16 protein-coding genes are annotated in these 15,861 nt (G+C 29.6%); 3 read left to right on the forward strand and 13 right to left on the reverse strand.

What is annotated here, in order from left to right; all coding sequences use genetic code 11:
• Window positions 1–30: 30 nt before the first annotated feature.
• A complete protein-coding gene (locus E0E45_RS02270) occupies window positions 31–1,383 on the forward strand; it encodes an MATE family efflux transporter (protein WP_130889660.1) in 1,353 nt (450 codons plus the stop codon).
• A 42-nt stretch (window positions 1,384–1,425) separates the two neighbouring features.
• Here E0E45_RS02270 and rbr read toward each other — a convergent pair whose 3' ends face one another.
• The 10 genes from rbr to E0E45_RS02320 form a co-directional block, all read right to left on the reverse strand.
• Window positions 1,426–2,001 (reverse strand): rubrerythrin, encoded by a 576-nt coding sequence (gene rbr, locus E0E45_RS02275; RefSeq protein ID WP_130889661.1) that lies wholly within the window; start codon window positions 1,999–2,001, stop codon window positions 1,426–1,428.
• A gap of 202 nt (window positions 2,002–2,203) precedes the next feature.
• Window positions 2,204–3,649 (reverse strand): Asp-tRNA(Asn)/Glu-tRNA(Gln) amidotransferase subunit GatB, encoded by a 1,446-nt coding sequence (gatB, locus tag E0E45_RS02280; protein ID WP_130889662.1) that lies wholly within the window; start codon window positions 3,647–3,649, stop codon window positions 2,204–2,206.
• A 29-nt stretch (window positions 3,650–3,678) separates the two neighbouring features.
• Entirely contained in the window at window positions 3,679–5,136 is a 1,458-nt protein-coding gene (gene gatA / locus E0E45_RS02285; RefSeq protein WP_130889663.1) for an Asp-tRNA(Asn)/Glu-tRNA(Gln) amidotransferase subunit GatA, read from the reverse strand.
• A 24-nt stretch (window positions 5,137–5,160) separates the two neighbouring features.
• On the reverse strand, window positions 5,161–5,451 hold the full coding sequence (gatC, locus tag E0E45_RS02290) for an Asp-tRNA(Asn)/Glu-tRNA(Gln) amidotransferase subunit GatC (RefSeq protein WP_130889664.1): 291 nt from the start codon (window positions 5,449–5,451) through the stop codon (window positions 5,161–5,163).
• Window positions 5,452–5,475: 24 nt separating this feature from the next.
• Window positions 5,476–6,177, reverse strand: coding sequence for a pseudouridine synthase (locus tag E0E45_RS02295; RefSeq protein ID WP_172604220.1), 702 nt, complete (start codon window positions 6,175–6,177; stop codon window positions 5,476–5,478).
• Window positions 6,164–6,700, reverse strand: coding sequence for an SMC-Scp complex subunit ScpB (gene scpB / locus E0E45_RS02300; protein WP_130889666.1), 537 nt, complete (start codon window positions 6,698–6,700; stop codon window positions 6,164–6,166). Before scpB ends, E0E45_RS02295 begins: the two co-directional genes overlap by 14 nt.
• Window positions 6,684–8,306: a hypothetical protein gene (locus E0E45_RS02305; protein WP_130889667.1), complete on the reverse strand. Its 1,623-nt coding sequence runs from the start codon at window positions 8,304–8,306 to the stop codon at window positions 6,684–6,686. Before E0E45_RS02305 ends, scpB begins: the two co-directional genes overlap by 17 nt.
• 22 nt (window positions 8,307–8,328) lie before the next feature.
• Window positions 8,329–9,375 (reverse strand): rod shape-determining protein, encoded by a 1,047-nt coding sequence (locus tag E0E45_RS02310; RefSeq protein ID WP_130889668.1) that lies wholly within the window; start codon window positions 9,373–9,375, stop codon window positions 8,329–8,331.
• Between the two features lie 31 nt (window positions 9,376–9,406).
• On the reverse strand, window positions 9,407–9,985 hold the full coding sequence (locus E0E45_RS02315) for a Maf family protein (protein ID WP_130889669.1): 579 nt from the start codon (window positions 9,983–9,985) through the stop codon (window positions 9,407–9,409).
• Window positions 9,969–10,772 carry an ABC transporter permease gene (locus tag E0E45_RS02320; protein ID WP_232044039.1) on the reverse strand — a complete coding sequence of 268 codons (804 nt, stop codon included), beginning with the start codon at window positions 10,770–10,772 and terminating at the stop codon, window positions 9,969–9,971. The genes E0E45_RS02315 and E0E45_RS02320 overlap by 17 nt, the downstream gene beginning before the upstream one ends.
• 426 nt (window positions 10,773–11,198) lie before the next feature.
• On the opposite strand from E0E45_RS02320, the gene E0E45_RS02325 reads away from it, so the two are divergent.
• Complete coding sequence (locus tag E0E45_RS02325; RefSeq protein ID WP_130889671.1) at window positions 11,199–11,651, forward strand: SoxR reducing system RseC family protein; 453 nt, start codon at window positions 11,199–11,201, stop codon at window positions 11,649–11,651.
• Window positions 11,652–11,722: 71 nt separating this feature from the next.
• Here the strand turns inward: E0E45_RS02325 and E0E45_RS02330 are convergent, their stop codons facing one another.
• The 3 genes from E0E45_RS02330 to htpX are packed head-to-tail and all read right to left on the reverse strand — an operon-like array spanning window position 11,723 to window position 14,378.
• A complete protein-coding gene (locus tag E0E45_RS02330) occupies window positions 11,723–12,982 on the reverse strand; it encodes a YihY/virulence factor BrkB family protein (protein ID WP_130889672.1) in 1,260 nt (419 codons plus the stop codon).
• Window positions 12,983–13,019: 37 nt separating this feature from the next.
• Window positions 13,020–13,487, reverse strand: a complete 468-nt coding sequence (locus tag E0E45_RS02335) for a hypothetical protein (RefSeq protein ID WP_130889673.1) — start codon at window positions 13,485–13,487, stop codon at window positions 13,020–13,022.
• Between the two features lie 45 nt (window positions 13,488–13,532).
• Window positions 13,533–14,378 carry a zinc metalloprotease HtpX gene (gene htpX / locus E0E45_RS02340; RefSeq protein WP_130889674.1) on the reverse strand — a complete coding sequence of 282 codons (846 nt, stop codon included), beginning with the start codon at window positions 14,376–14,378 and terminating at the stop codon, window positions 13,533–13,535.
• 200 nt (window positions 14,379–14,578) lie between these two features.
• Between htpX and E0E45_RS02345 the strand changes: the two genes are divergently transcribed.
• Entirely contained in the window at window positions 14,579–15,769 is a 1,191-nt protein-coding gene (locus E0E45_RS02345) for a Ppx/GppA phosphatase family protein (protein ID WP_130889675.1), read from the forward strand.
• Window positions 15,770–15,861 lie beyond the last annotated feature (92 nt).

A 15,861-nucleotide genomic window follows, 5' to 3' on the forward strand; every position in this document is an offset into this window, starting at 1 on the left:
AATATGATAATTATTTCAAGGGGAGAGCAAATGAATAAATTTGAAAATGACCTTTCAAAAGGAAATGTTGTAAAACAATTAATAAAATTTTCTGTACCATTTCTCATATCTAATTTGATACAGACACTGTACAGTGTTGCAGATATGGTAATAGTAGGAAGATATGCCTCTACTACAAGTATGTCAGGAGTTGCTAATGGTTCACAGGTGCAGTTTGTAATAACTAATATGGTAATGGGATTTACTGTGGGAGGAACAGTTCTTGTAGCTCAATATCTAGGTATAGGAAATAGAAAGGCTATGAAAGAAACTATAAGTACTCTATTTACAACTTTACTGGTAGTAGCAGTTGTAATAACTACTTTGATGATATTTACTATGGATCCATTATTAAGATTGATTCAGACTCCAGCAGGAGCTTTTTCTGAAACAAGAGCTTACTTCTTTGTAACTACGTTAGGGACAATATTTATATTTGGATATAATGCTCTTAGTGCTGTTATGAGAGGAATGGGAGATAGTAAAAATCCATTATATTTTGTTGCCATTGCTTGTGTAATAAATATTGTTTTAGATTTATTGCTTGTAGCTAAATATGGAATGGGAGCAGGGGGAGCAGCAATAGCCACTGTTATTTCTCAGGCTATGAGTATGATATTGTGTATTATTTATTTGAAGAAAAATGGCTTTATATTTGATTTTAAACCAAGTTCTTTTAAATTCTACAAAGATAGATTTGATCTTTTACTGAAAATAGGAATACCTACATCAGCTCAAAATGCTATTGTAAGTGTGTCATTTCTATTTCTAACAGCTTTAGCTAATACTTTTGGAGTATCTGCTTCTGCTGCTGTTGGAGCAGTAAGTAAGTTGAATAGTTTTGCAATTCTTCCCACTGTTGCTGTAAGTGCTTCGGTTTCAGCTATGAGTGCTCAAAACATTGGTGCAAGACAGATAAGAAGAGCTGTACAGACTTTAAAGACAGGAATAGTTTTTTCTTTAGGAATTTCATTTGTAATATTTTTAGTTATGAGAATTTTCCCAGAAGAGTGTTTGAGTATGTTTGGGGAAGATGAAGAGATGATAAAGCATGGAGTAGAATATTTGAATGCAATAAGTTATGATTACATTCTAGTACCATTTGTATTTTGCTTGAATGGATTATTTATAGGAGCAGGTCATACAAAGTTCTCTTTTATAAACAGTGCTTCAGCTTCATTGTTTATAAGGATACCAGCATGTTATTTTTTAGGAATATTTCTTAATAAAGGATTGTATGGACTTGGATTAGGAGCTCCACTGGCTTCTATGTTTGGGGTATTGATGGGAGCAATATTCTTCTTTTCTAAGAAATGGATGAGGGCTGTAATTGTAAAAGAGTAGAATAAAAAAGAGAGTGGGTGACCACTCTCTCTTTTTATAATATTAGTAATTAGTTTCTTTTATTTCAAAGAATGCTTTTGGATTTAAGCAAACTGGGCATTTAGCAGGAGCTTCAGGTCCTTCGTGAACATATCCGCATAGGATACATTTCCATCTGTTACTTCCATCTTTTTTAAATACATGATCTGTTTCTACATTTTCTAAAAGTTTTAAGTATCTTTTTTCATGTTCAATTTCAACTTTAGTAATAAGTCTAAATACTCCAGCTATAACTTTGAATCCTTCTTTTTCAGCAACTTCTGCAAAATGAGGATAAAGGTCTGAATGTTCTTCATGTTCTCCAGCAGCAGCCATTTTTAAATTTTCTAAAGTAGTTCCAACATATCCAGCAGGATAAGCAGCTTGTATTTCAAGTCCTTCTCCACCTTCTAGAAAACTAAAGAATCTTCTAGCATGTTCTTTTTCATTTTCAGCAGTTTCAATAAAAATATTAGCAATCTGTTCATATCCTTCTTCTCTAGCTTTTTCAGCGAAATAAGTATATCTCATTCTAGCTTGAGACTCTCCAGCGAAAGATTTTAATAGATTTTTTTCAGTTTCTGTACCTTTAATAGACATAATAAAAACACCTCCATAATAAATTACAAACAAACTCTTTTAATCTCTATAATATATTTATTCAAATTAAACAAGGGGAATCCTTTTTAAATAAAAAAAGAAAGTATAGATAAGTAAAAAAGTTAGAATAAAAAAAGAAAGCGATTTATAAGCAGAAATTATATTTCTGTCTATAGATCAACTTTCTTATGTTTGATTATATTTAGCTTAGTTTTTTAGTCATTAATTCTGTAACCATATTAGGGTTAGCTTTTCCTTTAGAAAGCTTCATTACTTGACCAATAAGTCCTTTCATAACTCTTGGCTTTCTTCCTTCATCAGAATTTTTGTAATCCTCTACCATTTTAGGATTAGCATTAATAACTTCATCTATCATAGCTTCAATAGCACCAGTATCAGCTACCTGTACCATTCCTTTTTCTTTTACTATAACCTCAGGAGCTCTGTCATCAGCAAGCTTGATTTCGAAAAGTTCCTTAGCTATTTTTGTAGAGATAATATTCTTTTCTATAAGAGCAATTATTTCTCCTAAATGCTCAGCTGAGATGGTGAACATACCAATTGCTATATTTTTCTCTTTCAAATTTCTCATTACTTCAGTCATTATCCAGTTAGAACTTAATTTAGGATTATTTGAAGTTTTTACAACTGCTTCAAAATAATCAGCTAGTTCAATGTCTTCACAAAGAATATTAGCATCATATTCAGGAATACCATAATCAGAGATAAATCTTACTAACTTGTCAGCCTTAGATTCTGGCATTATTTTCTTTATATTCTCTATCTCTTCATCAGTAATAACAAGCTTTAAAAGGTCTGGTTCTGGGAAATATCTATAGTCCATAGCTTCTTCTTTGCTTCTCATTACTCTTGTAGTTTGAGCTTCTTCATCCCACAATCTAGTTTCCTGATCTATTTTTCCACCATTCTCTATTGTTTCTATCTGTCTTCCAATTTCATAGTCTATTGCTCTGGCAACAGCTTTGAATGAGTTAAGATTTTTAACCTCTACTCTAGTTCCAAATACTTTAGAACCTTTTTCCATAACAGAGATATTAGCATCACATCTTAAAGAACCAAGTTCCATTGATACGTCACTGATACCAGTATATTTGATAATACTTTTTAAAGTATTAAGATATTCATATGCTTCTTCTGAAGTTCTCATATCAGGGTCAGAAATTATTTCTATCAATGGGATAGAAGCTCTGTTGAAATTGATAAGAGATTCGTGCTCAGCATGGATAGATTTTGCAGCATCTTCTTCTATTTGAATTTTAGTGATACCAACTTTTACTATTCTTCCAGAATTAAGTTTGAATTCTAATGAACCTTTTTCAGCATATGATTTATCAAATTGAGTTATTTGATAGTTTTTGGGAGTATCAGGATAGAAATAGTTTTTTCTATCAAAACCACTCTCATTATTTATTTTGCAGTTAAGTGCAAGTCCAGCTTTTACAGCATATTCCACAACTTTTTTATTAAGTTTAGGAAGAGCTCCAGGATGTCCTAAACAGATAGGACAAGTATGTGTATTAGAGTCAGCGTTGTCATAGTCAGCACTACAACCACACCAGACCTTTGTTCCAGTTTTTAATTGAAGGTGAACCTCCAACCCTATTACTGATTCCCATTCTTTCAACATATCTATCTCTCCTTCTAAACAGATTCTTCCTAGTCGATTACAGGAAGTTTCCATTCTCCTCTAATTTTTTCAAATGCATTTCCAGCTTGTATAAGTTCTCCTTCACAGAAAGGTTTTCCAAGAAGCTGTATACCAACAGGCAGTCCCTCAGCAAGTCCAGCTGGTATGGAAATACCAGGAATACCTGCTAAGTTAGCAGAAATTGTGAATATATCTTCAAGATATAATTCAATAGGAGTTTTTACATCATCTAATTTAAAAGCTGTACTTGGAGATACAGGAGTAAAGATGATATCTACATTTTCAAAAGCTTTATCAAAATCATCTTTAATAAGCTTTCTTACTTTTTGAGCTTTTTTGAAGTAAGCATCATAGAAACCAGCACTCAATACATAAGTTCCAATCATTATTCTTCTTTTTACTTCATCTCCAAATCCCTCTGTTCTTGAATTAATATATAAGTCATCTATATTTTTAATATCTTTGCTTCTGTATCCATATCTTACTCCATCAAATCTTGCAAGGTTTGAACTTGCCTCAGCTGGAGCTAGTACATAATAAGTAGGAACAGCATATTTAGTATGAGGAAGAGAGATTTCAACTATCTCAGCACCAAGTTCTCTAAATTTTTCAAGAGCTTCATTTATTACTTTTTTTACATCTTCTTTTATTCCATCAATAAAATATTCTTTAGGAACTCCTATTTTCATTCCTTTGATATCTTTTCCTAGAAATTCTGTATAATCAGGAACTTCTTTTTTAGATACAGTGGCATCATAGTCATCTTCACCGGCGATAACATTCATGCAAAGAGCAATATCAGCTACATTTTTAGCTATAGGCCCTATTTGATCCAATGATGAAGCAAAGGCCATAAGTCCATATCTTGAAACTCTTCCATAAGTAGGTTTCATTCCAACTACTCCACAAAAAGAAGCTGGCTGTCTGATACTTCCACCAGTATCTGATCCAAGAGATATAAAAGCTTCTTGAGCAGCTATTGAAGCAGCAGCTCCTCCACTGCTCCCTCCAGGAACTCTTTCAGTATCCCAAGGGTTTTTAGTTTTTTTGTAGCAAGAAGTTTTTGTAGTACTTCCCATTGCAAATTCATCCATATTAGTTATACCAATAATTACAGCATCTGCTTCTTTCAGTTTCTTTACAGCAGTAGCATCATATATTCCAGTATATCCTTCAAGTATCTTAGAACAAGAAGTGCTTACATCTCCTTCTGATACCATATTATCTTTTATAGAAACAGGAATTCCAGCTAAAGCACCAAGCTTTTCACCATTTTTTACTTTCTCATCAACTTTTCTAGCCTCTTCCAAAGCTTTTTCTTTTCTAAGATGAACAAAGCTTCCTATATTTCCATCTATTTTCTCTATTCTTTCAAATATTTCTTTTACAACATCTTCAGATTTTATCTCACCTTTTGAGATTTTTTCTTTTATCTCAACAGCAGATAATTTATAAAAATTTTCCATTTTGGGAATCCTCCTTATATTTTATTATTCACCAACAACTTTTGGAACTACTATAGCTCCATCTCCAGAATCAGGAGCATTAGAAAGAGCTTTTTCCACTGATAGTGATTCTCTCACTTTATCTTCTCTTAAATTATTTACTGTGTTGTTGACCTGTATAAGAGGTTTTACCTCATCAGTATTTATTTCATCCAGCATATCAATATATCCTAGTATGTCATTCAGCTCTACCTGGAATTTTTCTATTTCCTCAGGGGCGAATTTAAGTCTAGCGAGCTTAGCTACATTTAAAACTTCTTCTCTAGTTAAAGCCATCTTTTCCTCCTCAAAATTTAAATTTTATAATGAATATAAATAGTTTATTTCTTCATTTGTAAGTTCTCTGTATTCTCCTAATTTGAGATTACCAAGAGAAAGGTCACCTATTTTTTCTCTTCTCAAAGTAATTACAGGATGATTTATTTTATCCAGCATTCTTCTTACCTGCCGATTTCTCCCTTCTCTTATAGCAACTAGAAGTTCAGTTTTCCCTCTTTCTCTTCTAAGTATTTTAACATTAGCAGGAAGAGTCATTCCGTCATCCAGTTCAATGCCTTTTCTAAGAAGTTCAGCATTTTCTTCTTTTATTTCTCCAAACACCTTAGCATAATATTCTTTGAATATCTCTGCTTTTGGGTGGATTATTCTATTGAAAAGCTCACCATCATTAGTAAGAATAATAAGACCTGAAGTATTATAGTCTAATCTTCCAATAGGAAATATTCTCTCTTTGCATTTAATAAGATCAACTACAGTTTTTCTCCCTCTGTCATCTTTTGATGAGCTCAGTACTTCAAGAGGTTTATTAAGAATATAGTAAACTTTTTTTTCTGTATTCTTTTCTATTTTTTTTCCTCTGATACATATTTCGTCTTTATCACTGACTTTGATGCCAGGAGCAGCCTTTTCTCCATTTACTTTTATAGCTCCCTCTTCTATCATTTTATCTACTTCTCTTCTTGAAGCAACTCCAAGAGAAGCAAGATATTTATTGATTCTCATTTCCTCCATCTTCTGGTCTCCCTTTTACCTCTAAATAATTAGGTAGTTCAGCTATTGAACTTATTCCAATATATCCTAAAAACTTATCTGTTATTTCATATAAATTAGCTCTTCCTATACCTTCTTTTTTTCCACAAACTCTGACAAATTTTTTCTCTTCAAGGTTTTGGATTATTCTGTCCACAGAAACTCCTCTTATAGATTCAACTTCACTTTTAGTGATAGGCTGTCTGTATGCAATTATAGAAAGAGTTTCAAGAGCAGCACCTGAAAGTTTTTTAGGTTTTGTTTCATGTTCAAAATACTGATTGATAGATTCACCATATAGAGGGTTAGTTACTAAATAGACAAACTCACCACTGAATTCTATATTAATACCACTATTTTTTCTTTCTAATTTTAAGTCTTCTAATATTTTCATCAATTCTTCTATAGGAAGAGAGAAAAATTTACAAAGATCCTTTATTTTTACCTCATCTCCACCTAGAAGAAGAATAGCTTCTATTTTATTTTGTATGCTCATTGTTATTCTCCCTATATTGGACAGCTGTTAAATACAGATAAAGAGGTTCTCCATATATTCCAGCAGAATTACTTTTATTTAGATATATTTTAGGAATTATATATGAATTATTTTTTTCAACTAAAGTTTCAAGATTAGTAAGAAGGTTATCAGCCATTTCTTTAAATCCATTTTCATATAGTTTTATGACAAAATTCAAATTATAATTCATATCAACTGTAGTTTTATCCTTATCAACTAAAACTCCAGAAGCTTTATTGTAATATTTTTTATAATCAGCTAGAAGAATTTTTTTCTGGTGGTTTTTTGGAAGTATATCCAAATAAGCAATATTCTTGTAATTACTTCTTTCATCTGCCCTTCTAGTTTTTATTCCATCTTCAAAAGTATAGTGTTTTATTATAAACTGATGAAGAAGATTTTTTCTTTCTTCAATCAACTTCATATCTTCTTTAAATTCATCTAACTGTGATATTATTTCTAAAAGTTTATATTGTGTATGATAATTATAAATGTTATCTCTGCCATCAAATATTTCTCCATCATTTTCAATGGAGTCAACCATAGAAAGAACTTCAGGTTTAATTTTCCAGTTAAAAAAATTGATATCAAACATTTTATTTTTATCATTTAGATATCTAAAAAGATAAGTATAATAAGCAGCACTTTCAGTTTCAGTTTTTCTTATATTAATATCAACAAACATTTTTCTTTCATCAAAATTATCTTTGAATAAGCTTGATATATAATAAAGTTTTATTTTATTAGTGAGATCTTCTTTGCTGTTATTATAAGAAATAGAATCAGGGATAACAGCTCTTGAAGTTATGATATCTAGCATTCTTAATTGCGTGTCTACAACTTTCTGGTTTTTAAAAGATTTTTGATTAGATTTAAGCCCAAGCCAGTAGTTAAATTCATTAGCCATAACACTGCTGCTTTTTACAAGATTATTATTTTTAAAATTATCGAAAAATTTAAATGTAAAAAGAATAGGTTCATCTTTATTTATATTATTCATTAAATAATATAAATTATCATCTTGATATTTTTTAGTTTTGGTTGTAACCTCTTCCAGAACTGAATTTTCAATTACATCATCTCTTCCAATGAATACCTGTCCACCATAATTTTCAGATTTAAAAAAAATATGTTTGCCATAAACAAATGAATTTGTTTCTCTTATAAATTCTATATTTCCATTATCCTGCTGTGGAAATATATGGAATGCAAAATCTATTTTTTTATCAGTTTTCAGACTTTTCAAATCTACTATTACATACAGTTTTTCTCTTTCTATCATAGATGGAATAATAGTTACATCTATATTCTGATCATTGATAGAATAGTAAAGCTTTAAAATATTAGTTTCAGGAACTATTTCAGCTTTTTTAAAAAAACGGTTGATAGATATTATTTCCTTTCCATCAATAATTAGCTTTCCTTCTATTTTAGAGATATCTATTGGATTAAAAACATCTCCTTTTAAGAAGTGAACACTATTAAAATTTTTATCATAAAAAAGAACTATCTCACTATTACTAATGAGATAGTTACTATATGAAAAGGTATGTATCATAAGAAAAATCAAAATAAATCTTTTCATATAACCCCTTCTTTCTCTGAAATCAATAGTCAGTTTCTGGAGAAATTAAAACTTTATTGTAAATATGGAAATTCTTTAAAAGTATTTGAATACCATTTATAACTGCATTTAATGGATCATCAGAAATAGTTACATTTAGATTAAGACTTTCAGAAATCTTTTTATCTATACCTCTAAGCAGTGCTCCACCACCAGTAATATATATTCCTCTTCTCTTTATATCTGAAGATAGTTCAGGAGGAGTTTTTTCAAGAATAACTTTTATTTCTTCTATTATCTGCTGTAGTAATTCACTTAAAGCTTCTACTATTTCAGAAGAATATATTTTTATATCCTTAGGAAGTCCATTAAGAGCATTTCTACCACTAATATCAATTGAGATATCTTCTTCAAGTTCAACAACAGCTCCTATTTGTTTTTTAATATCTTCAGCAGTTTTTTCTCCAATTAAAAGATTATGCTTTTGTCTGATATATTCTATTATTGTAGTGTCAAATCTATCTCCTGCTACTCTGAAAGATGAAGTTTTAACAACTCCTCCCAGAGAAATAACTGCAAGTTCAGATGTACCTCCACCAATATCTACAATCATATTTCCTTCAGGTTCAAAAATATTTAGCCCTATACCAATTGCAGCAGCCATAGGTTCTTCAACAAGATAAGCTTCTCTAGCCCCAGCTTCTCTAGTTACTTCTATAACAGCTCTTTTTTCAACCTGAGTAACTCCAGCAGGTACGCAGATAATAACTCTTGGACTTGAAAAAAATCTATTGTGGCTTACTCTTTTATAAAAAGAACCAAGCATTTTTTCTGTTATTTCATAGTCAGCGATAACTCCATTTTTTAAAGGTCTTATTGTATCAAGATTATTTGGAGTTCTACCTATCATTAATTTAGCTCTTTCACCAACCTCAAATATATCTTTTGTTCTTGTATTTATAGCAACTACAGAAGGTTCATTTAAAATAATTCCCTTATCTTTCACACATATTAATGTATTAGATGTTCCTAAGTCAATTCCTAAGTCCTCAGAAAAAAAACCTAAAAGTTTGTTAAAATATCTTTTCATTCTTCACCTCTAAATGTATTTATGTTTTTTATTATATATTTTCTATATCTTTTAGTTCTATCCCTAAATGTGAAATTTTTTCAACAAATTTACCAATGGGAAATCCCATTACACTGAAAAAATCTCCATTTATACCATTGACAAAAACAGCTCCCTTTCCTTGTATTCCATAGGAACCTGCTTTATCCATAGGTTCATTAGTAGATATATACCATTTTATCATATTATCAGATAATTCCCTAAAAGAAACTTTAGTAATATCATAATCTGTAATATCTATTTTTTTAGATAAGTTAATAAGACTATATGCAGTAATAACATTATGTTCTCTCCCTGATAATATTTTTAATGTATTGAAAGCATCATCTTCATTAACAGGTTTTCCTATTATTTTTCCATCAACTTCAACTATTGTATCAGCACCAACAACAAATTCGTCAGGATACATTTTGGCAACTGCTAAAGTTTTTTTTCTTGCTATATCCATAATTTTATCAGTAATTGATATTTTGTCACTTATTTCTTCTATTTGGGCACTTTTGATCTGTATTTTAAATCCAGTATCTTCAAGTATCTCCTTTCTTCTGGGAGATTTAGAAGCTAGAATCATCTTTTTTTCCTCCAGGTGTTCTTATTGTTAAAAGTTCTCTTTCTTTTTTAGGTTTTTTTGTTGGCTTTTCATTAACAGATTCTATTGGATTTTCTGCATTATCAACTGTTTCTTTTTTAGTTGTAGAATCTGTTATAGTAAACAATGGAAAATCAATAGTGCTTTCATAAGCCATGTCAGAAGCAGGATTTTCTATTTTTTCTTCTTCTTGTTCAGTAATTTCTTCCTTAGATTTGTCATCTTTTGATTTGCTGACAAAATCAGGATCAATTATCTTTAGGAAATCTTCATCCTCTTCCTCATCAAATTTAGTTTCTTCTATATTATTTATTATATCATTATTCTCATTTTCATCAATAGAATAGCTTTCTAAAACTAACTCTTTGTTAAGAATAACTTCTTCAACTCTCTCTTTTATTCTTATTTCTTTTTCTAATTCCATTTTTAGTTTTTTATCAGCTTCTCTTTTTTCTAAAGCTTCTTTTATTGCTATCTGTTCTTTTAAAAGCTGTTCTTCTTTCTGAATTCTTTTCTTTTCCTTATGCTCATAATAAATTCTGCATATTGTTGTTTTAATAAATTTTATAGTTATAAGGAAAAATGTAGAAAATATTAAAAAACCAAGCCCAGCATATATGTAGCAATACATAATGTTTTTTAGAATAAGATAAAATAAATAAGCTGCAATTAATCCTATATTATACTTGTATATAGAAATATTTAAAAATCTTTCTATAACATTATTATCTGCGAATTCCTTAGTAAAAGGAAGTTCTAATTTATACATTATAAAAAGATAAAGACAACTTATTAATAAAATGAAAAAGGCATGTGACTTTACATTGAGTACCATTTTTTTCTTTCTATCTTTAATAAAGAAAAAAAGAGAAGAAAGTACCAACATAAGTAGAGCTGGAAAAATTATAATACCAAGATAATTTTCTAGGGTTGAGTATATATCAGTACTTTTTAATTTTCCATTAAAGAAATAACTTGATATGAAATAAATAACAAAATAAAGATATAAATATTTCAAATGTAGAAATTTTAATATTTTTTTCATACCATCCCTCGTTCTCAATTTACTATTAAACTATTCTATATTGTATCATAGAGAAAAATAGTTTTCAAGAAATATACCTTTAGCTTTTTTTAAGTTTTTTTTTGTGCTATAATTTACAATAGAGAAGAATAAAATGGAAAGGTGGTAAATATGTTAAATAAAGGTATAATCAAAGAAATAAATGGAGATAAAATAGTAGTAAAATTATATAAAGATACTTCTTGTTCACACTGCAGTGGATGTAGTGGAGATGGAAAATATGGAAAAGATTTTGAATTTACAACAGATAGAAAAGCTGAAATAGGAGATACAGTTACATTTGAAATAGCAGCAGGTAAAGTTATAAAGGCTGCTTCTATAGCATATATATTTCCAGCGGTAGCAATGATATTGGGATATTTTATAGCTAATACACTTGGAGGTTCTGAAAACCAGAGTATAGCTTCAAGCTTCATAGCACTTGGAATATCTTTTGCCTGTTTATTTCTTTATGACAAATTTATAGTTAAAAAACAGAAAAATTCTGAGATAGATATAATTTCTATTGAAAAAGAAGATACAAGCGAAATGATAGACAGTTGTAAAAATAAAGATATATTTTAAAATAAAAAAGAGGATGTATTTTACTGAAACAAATTTTAGAAGTTTGCTTTAGTAGAGTACATCCTCTTTTATTACTTGTTGTTTTCTAAAAGATCTTTGATTAGGAAATCAAAATCTTTATTTTTTATTATCTTATAAAATGCTCTGTTATCATCATTGACTTGTAATTTGATATCTTCTCCAGAGCTTTCTAAAATATTAAATATTTTCTTGAAATTTATCTGTTCTATATTTTGAAGTATAGTAAAACTTATCTCATCTTCATTTTTTACATTGATAATTTTTGCAGCCAGTCCATTTTCTTCAAATACATTTAGAACATAAAGAACAAGATCATAAGGAATATTATTATTCTCAGCAAGTTCTTTTACTGTAACTGGAGAAAGGTTATTTAAATATCTTCTTATAAGTTCTCTTATTACTATCATACCAGTGTATTCTTTAGATTTAAAACTTATACTATTTACATCATTAGAATGAGATTTTAAATCTTTATTTTGTAAAAAATATGATAAATGAGCTCCAAGGATAATGAAGAACCACATTATTTTCAGCCAGAAGAAGAAAATAAAGATGACAGAGAAACTTCCATATATCTTATTGTATGTAATAATCATTACTTGAAGGTGTATGAAAAAATATTGAAGTCCTGAAAAAAGTACTGATGTAAAAACTGCTGAAAAAAAAGCAGGAATTAATTTTACTTTAGTATTAGGTATAAGCATATACAATGCTGTAAAAAATAAAAATATACTAAGAGATGGTATTATCTGCAGGAAATATGGAGAGATATCATAGATTCCTTCCAGTTTTTTTCCTATAATAACCATACCACCATTTATAGTAAGTATGAGCAATGGAAATAAAAGAAAGAAAGCAATATAATCAGTTATTTTTCTCAATATCATTCTTGATTTTTCTACCTGCCATATATCATTGAATGATTTTTCGACAATGGAGAACATAGTAATCAAAGTCCATCCCAATGATAAAAATCCTATTCCAGCTAAAACTCCACTTCTTGCATTTTCCAAAAGATTTTCAGAAAATTGTACAAGGAAAGCAATCATTTCTTCATTCAAAGGAGAGTATTTACTCAAATGAATGATAATACTTTCTGCTACTCCAAGCCAGCTTCCTAAACTGAATAAAATTGCAAATACAGGAACAAGAGAAAGAAGAGTATAAAAACAAAGAGATGTAACCCAAAGGGCAGAGTTAGCTCTTTTATAATTTTCTAATGCTCTTTGGATACCAGAAATTATATTAGATATTTTTCCCTGCCTAGCTACTTCCTTTAAAAAGTAAATTAATTTTCTTTTTATATTCATAAATACTATTCCCCTCTTTTCCTTTTAAAATTATGTACTATTCTTCAGATGTTTCTATTCTGTTATTTACTTCATCTATTTCATCAGTTCTTATTTTTTCTCCAATGGTAGTTACATCAGCTGTTACAAGAGAAACATCAGGTGCATTAAGATCTCTGTAATTTAATTCAAAATCATCTTTTTTTATTGAATACACTGTAGAAAGTGTCATTGGAGATATTACATAATCTCCTACTCTTACAGCAACAGTTTTACCATCAGAATCTTTCATATAAAATGGATTTTCATGTGTACCAATATCTTGAAGAACTTTATTGTCTACTTGAATAGCTTTTATCTCTTTAAAGTCATCAATTTTCTTTTCCCCGATATAAGAAAAAACTGGAGAAGCACTAATTGGAATAAGAAGCTTTTCCATTATGTAATACTCTGGAATTATCTCTTTTGATAGTGTAATTGAAGCAGTTAAAGAAAAAACTGCAAGTGTAGCTAAGATTTTTTTCATTTTTCCTCCTGAAATATTTTAGTTGTATTTATTTTTTATAAGTATTTAATAAACCATTTCTTGAAGTCTTCTTATTCTTTCTTCAGTAGCTGGATGAGTACTGAAAAGAGAAGCCATTTTACTTCCTGTAAGAGGACTGACTATAAACATATTTTCAGTAGCTGGAGCAGCATTTCTCATAGGAATTCTTCTGCTGTAATCATCAAGCTTCCTCAATGCTCTGGCAAGATATAAAGGGTTCCCACTGACTTTTGCTCCAAATTCATCAGCCTTATATTCTCTGGTTCTAGATATAGCCATCTGTACAAGCATAGCAGCGATAGGAGCAAAGATAGCTACAGCAATCATTGCTAAAGGATTTCCTCCATCTCTATCATCACTTCTATTACTTCTTCCACCAAAGATAGCAGCCCATTTTGCCATATTAGCAAGGAAAGTTATAGCTCCTGCCATAGTAGCAGCAACAGTTCCTATTAAGATATCTCTATTATGTACATGACCTAATTCATGCCCAATGACTCCAGAAAGTTCATCTTCATCAACTATATCCATAAGTCCTCTTGTCACTGCAACAGCAGCATGACTTGGATTTCTTCCTGTAGCAAAAGCATTAGGTTGAGCTTCATTTAATATATATACCTTAGGCATAGGTATGTCAGCTTCTATAGCCAGCTTTTTTACCAGCTGATATAAGCGACTGTTTTCATCTACAGGTTGAGCTCCATACATAGATAAAACTATCTTATCGCTGAACCAGTATGAGATAAAGTTCATTACTCCTGCCATTATTAAAGCAAAAATAAGACCTTCTCTTCCAGCTACTGCATTTCCTATAAGCATAAGAATAAATGTCATAACAGCCATTAATATAAAAGTTTTTAAAGTTTTCACTTTATTCACTCCTTTTTCTTTTTTGATTTTAGTTTACTATATTATATCACTATCTAGTTCTAAAATAACATATTATTTTTTTTCTGTCAAAATTTAGAAATTTTATCTATCTGTTGAATAAAAAGGAAAATTTGAGTATAATCTATAATAGGGAGAAGTAGGTAATATCTTTAAAATCTTATAAAATGAGAGGCAGGAAAATGGCAGATAAAAATGGCAGGTACACAAAAGGAATAATTGATATAGGAACAAATTCATGCAGATTATTTATTGCTGAAGTTTTAAAAAATGAAAAGGGAATAAATATTTTAAATGAATTAGTAAAAGAGGTAGAAATTGTAAAACTTGGAGAAGGTGTAAATCAAAATCATTATCTCAAAGAGGAAGCAATAGAAAGAACTATTCAGTGCTTGAAAAAATATAAGAAAACAGCAGATGAATATGAAGTGAAAGAATTAAAAGCTTTTGCTACATCAGCAACAAGAGATGCAGAAAATAGAGAGATATTTCTAAAAAAAGTAGAAGATTTAGGAATTGAAATAAAATGTATTTCTGGAGAAGAGGAAGCAGGGTTGAATTTTCTTGGAAATTCATTGGTATTTGATGAAAGGATATTAGTTGTAGATATAGGTGGTGGAAGTACTGAGTTCACCCTTGGAAAAAATGATAAAATTGATTTTATAAAAAGTATAGATATTGGTGCAGTGAGAGCCACAGAAAAATTTTTCTCTCAAGAAAATTATTCTGAAGAAAATATAGAAAAATGTATAGAATGGGTAAAAGAAAATATTCAAGAAATAAAAAAAATAAAAAATGAAAAATTTAGAACTGTAGGAGTAGCAGGAACAGCTACTACACAAATATCAGTGAAAAAGAAAATGGAAATATATAATAGTCAGGAAGTACATATGTCTGAAATATCTGTTAAAGAATTAAAAGATAATTTAAGACTTTTTATTTCAAAAAATTTAGAAGAAAGAAAAGAGATAATAGGACTTGAACCTAAAAGAGCAGATGTAATAATAGCAGGAACAATCATTTTAATAACAATTTTAAAGGAATTAAATAAAGATGAGATAATTGTTTCTGAATCAGATAATTTGACAGGAGCTATGATAAAGGAGGAAAAAATGAGTGAAAGGCTTGAGTGGATACTTGAAGCTTATGAGAGTTTTAGAAGGTCTTCTGAAAGAAGATTGGTAGCAGGGAATATTTTTGACTATTTCATGCAGGACTTCAGAGGGGAAATAAGTGATGCCTATGATCCTGCAACAAAAGAAGAGATAAAAGAGGATATCAAAGAGATGGCTGATATCATATATAATGAAGAGGATAAGCATAAAAGAGAGTTTTTGGTAAAAATTCTGGTAAATATAGTAAAAATGCTTTAGTAAATATAAATAAGATATTTTAATTCCATATAAAATGCAGGAGGTGAAAAAATGAAAAAATTGTATTTAGATAGATGTTCTATAGGTGGTTG

The sequence above is a fragment of the Fusobacterium ulcerans ATCC 49185 genome (assembly GCF_900683735.1).
GTDB classification, from domain to species: Bacteria; Fusobacteriota; Fusobacteriia; order Fusobacteriales; family Fusobacteriaceae; genus Fusobacterium_A; species Fusobacterium_A ulcerans_A.

Coding starts and splice junctions, on each gene's coding strand:
- E0E45_RS02270 (WP_130889660.1), top strand. CDS start 31: ATGAATAAATTTGAAAATGACCTTTCAAAAGGAAATGTTGTAAAACAA.
- rbr (WP_130889661.1), bottom strand. CDS start 2,001: ATGTCTATTAAAGGTACAGAAACTGAAAAAAATCTATTAAAATCTTTC.
- gatB (WP_130889662.1), bottom strand. CDS start 3,649: ATGTTGAAAGAATGGGAATCAGTAATAGGGTTGGAGGTTCACCTTCAA.
- gatA (WP_130889663.1), bottom strand. CDS start 5,136: ATGGAAAATTTTTATAAATTATCTGCTGTTGAGATAAAAGAAAAAATC.
- gatC (WP_130889664.1), bottom strand. CDS start 5,451: ATGGCTTTAACTAGAGAAGAAGTTTTAAATGTAGCTAAGCTCGCTAGA.
- E0E45_RS02295 (WP_172604220.1), bottom strand. CDS start 6,177: ATGAGAATCAATAAATATCTTGCTTCTCTTGGAGTTGCTTCAAGAAGA.
- scpB (WP_130889666.1), bottom strand. CDS start 6,700: ATGAGCATACAAAATAAAATAGAAGCTATTCTTCTTCTAGGTGGAGAT.
- E0E45_RS02305 (WP_130889667.1), bottom strand. CDS start 8,306: ATGAAAAGATTTATTTTGATTTTTCTTATGATACATACCTTTTCATAT.
- E0E45_RS02310 (WP_130889668.1), bottom strand. CDS start 9,375: ATGAAAAGATATTTTAACAAACTTTTAGGTTTTTTTTCTGAGGACTTA.
- E0E45_RS02315 (WP_130889669.1), bottom strand. CDS start 9,985: ATGATTCTAGCTTCTAAATCTCCCAGAAGAAAGGAGATACTTGAAGAT.
- E0E45_RS02320 (WP_232044039.1), bottom strand. CDS start 10,772: ATGTATAAATTAGAACTTCCTTTTACTAAGGAATTCGCAGATAATAAT.
- E0E45_RS02325 (WP_130889671.1), top strand. CDS start 11,199: ATGTTAAATAAAGGTATAATCAAAGAAATAAATGGAGATAAAATAGTA.
- E0E45_RS02330 (WP_130889672.1), bottom strand. CDS start 12,982: ATGAATATAAAAAGAAAATTAATTTACTTTTTAAAGGAAGTAGCTAGG.
- E0E45_RS02335 (WP_130889673.1), bottom strand. CDS start 13,487: ATGAAAAAAATCTTAGCTACACTTGCAGTTTTTTCTTTAACTGCTTCA.
- E0E45_RS02345 (WP_130889675.1), top strand. CDS start 14,579: ATGGCAGATAAAAATGGCAGGTACACAAAAGGAATAATTGATATAGGA.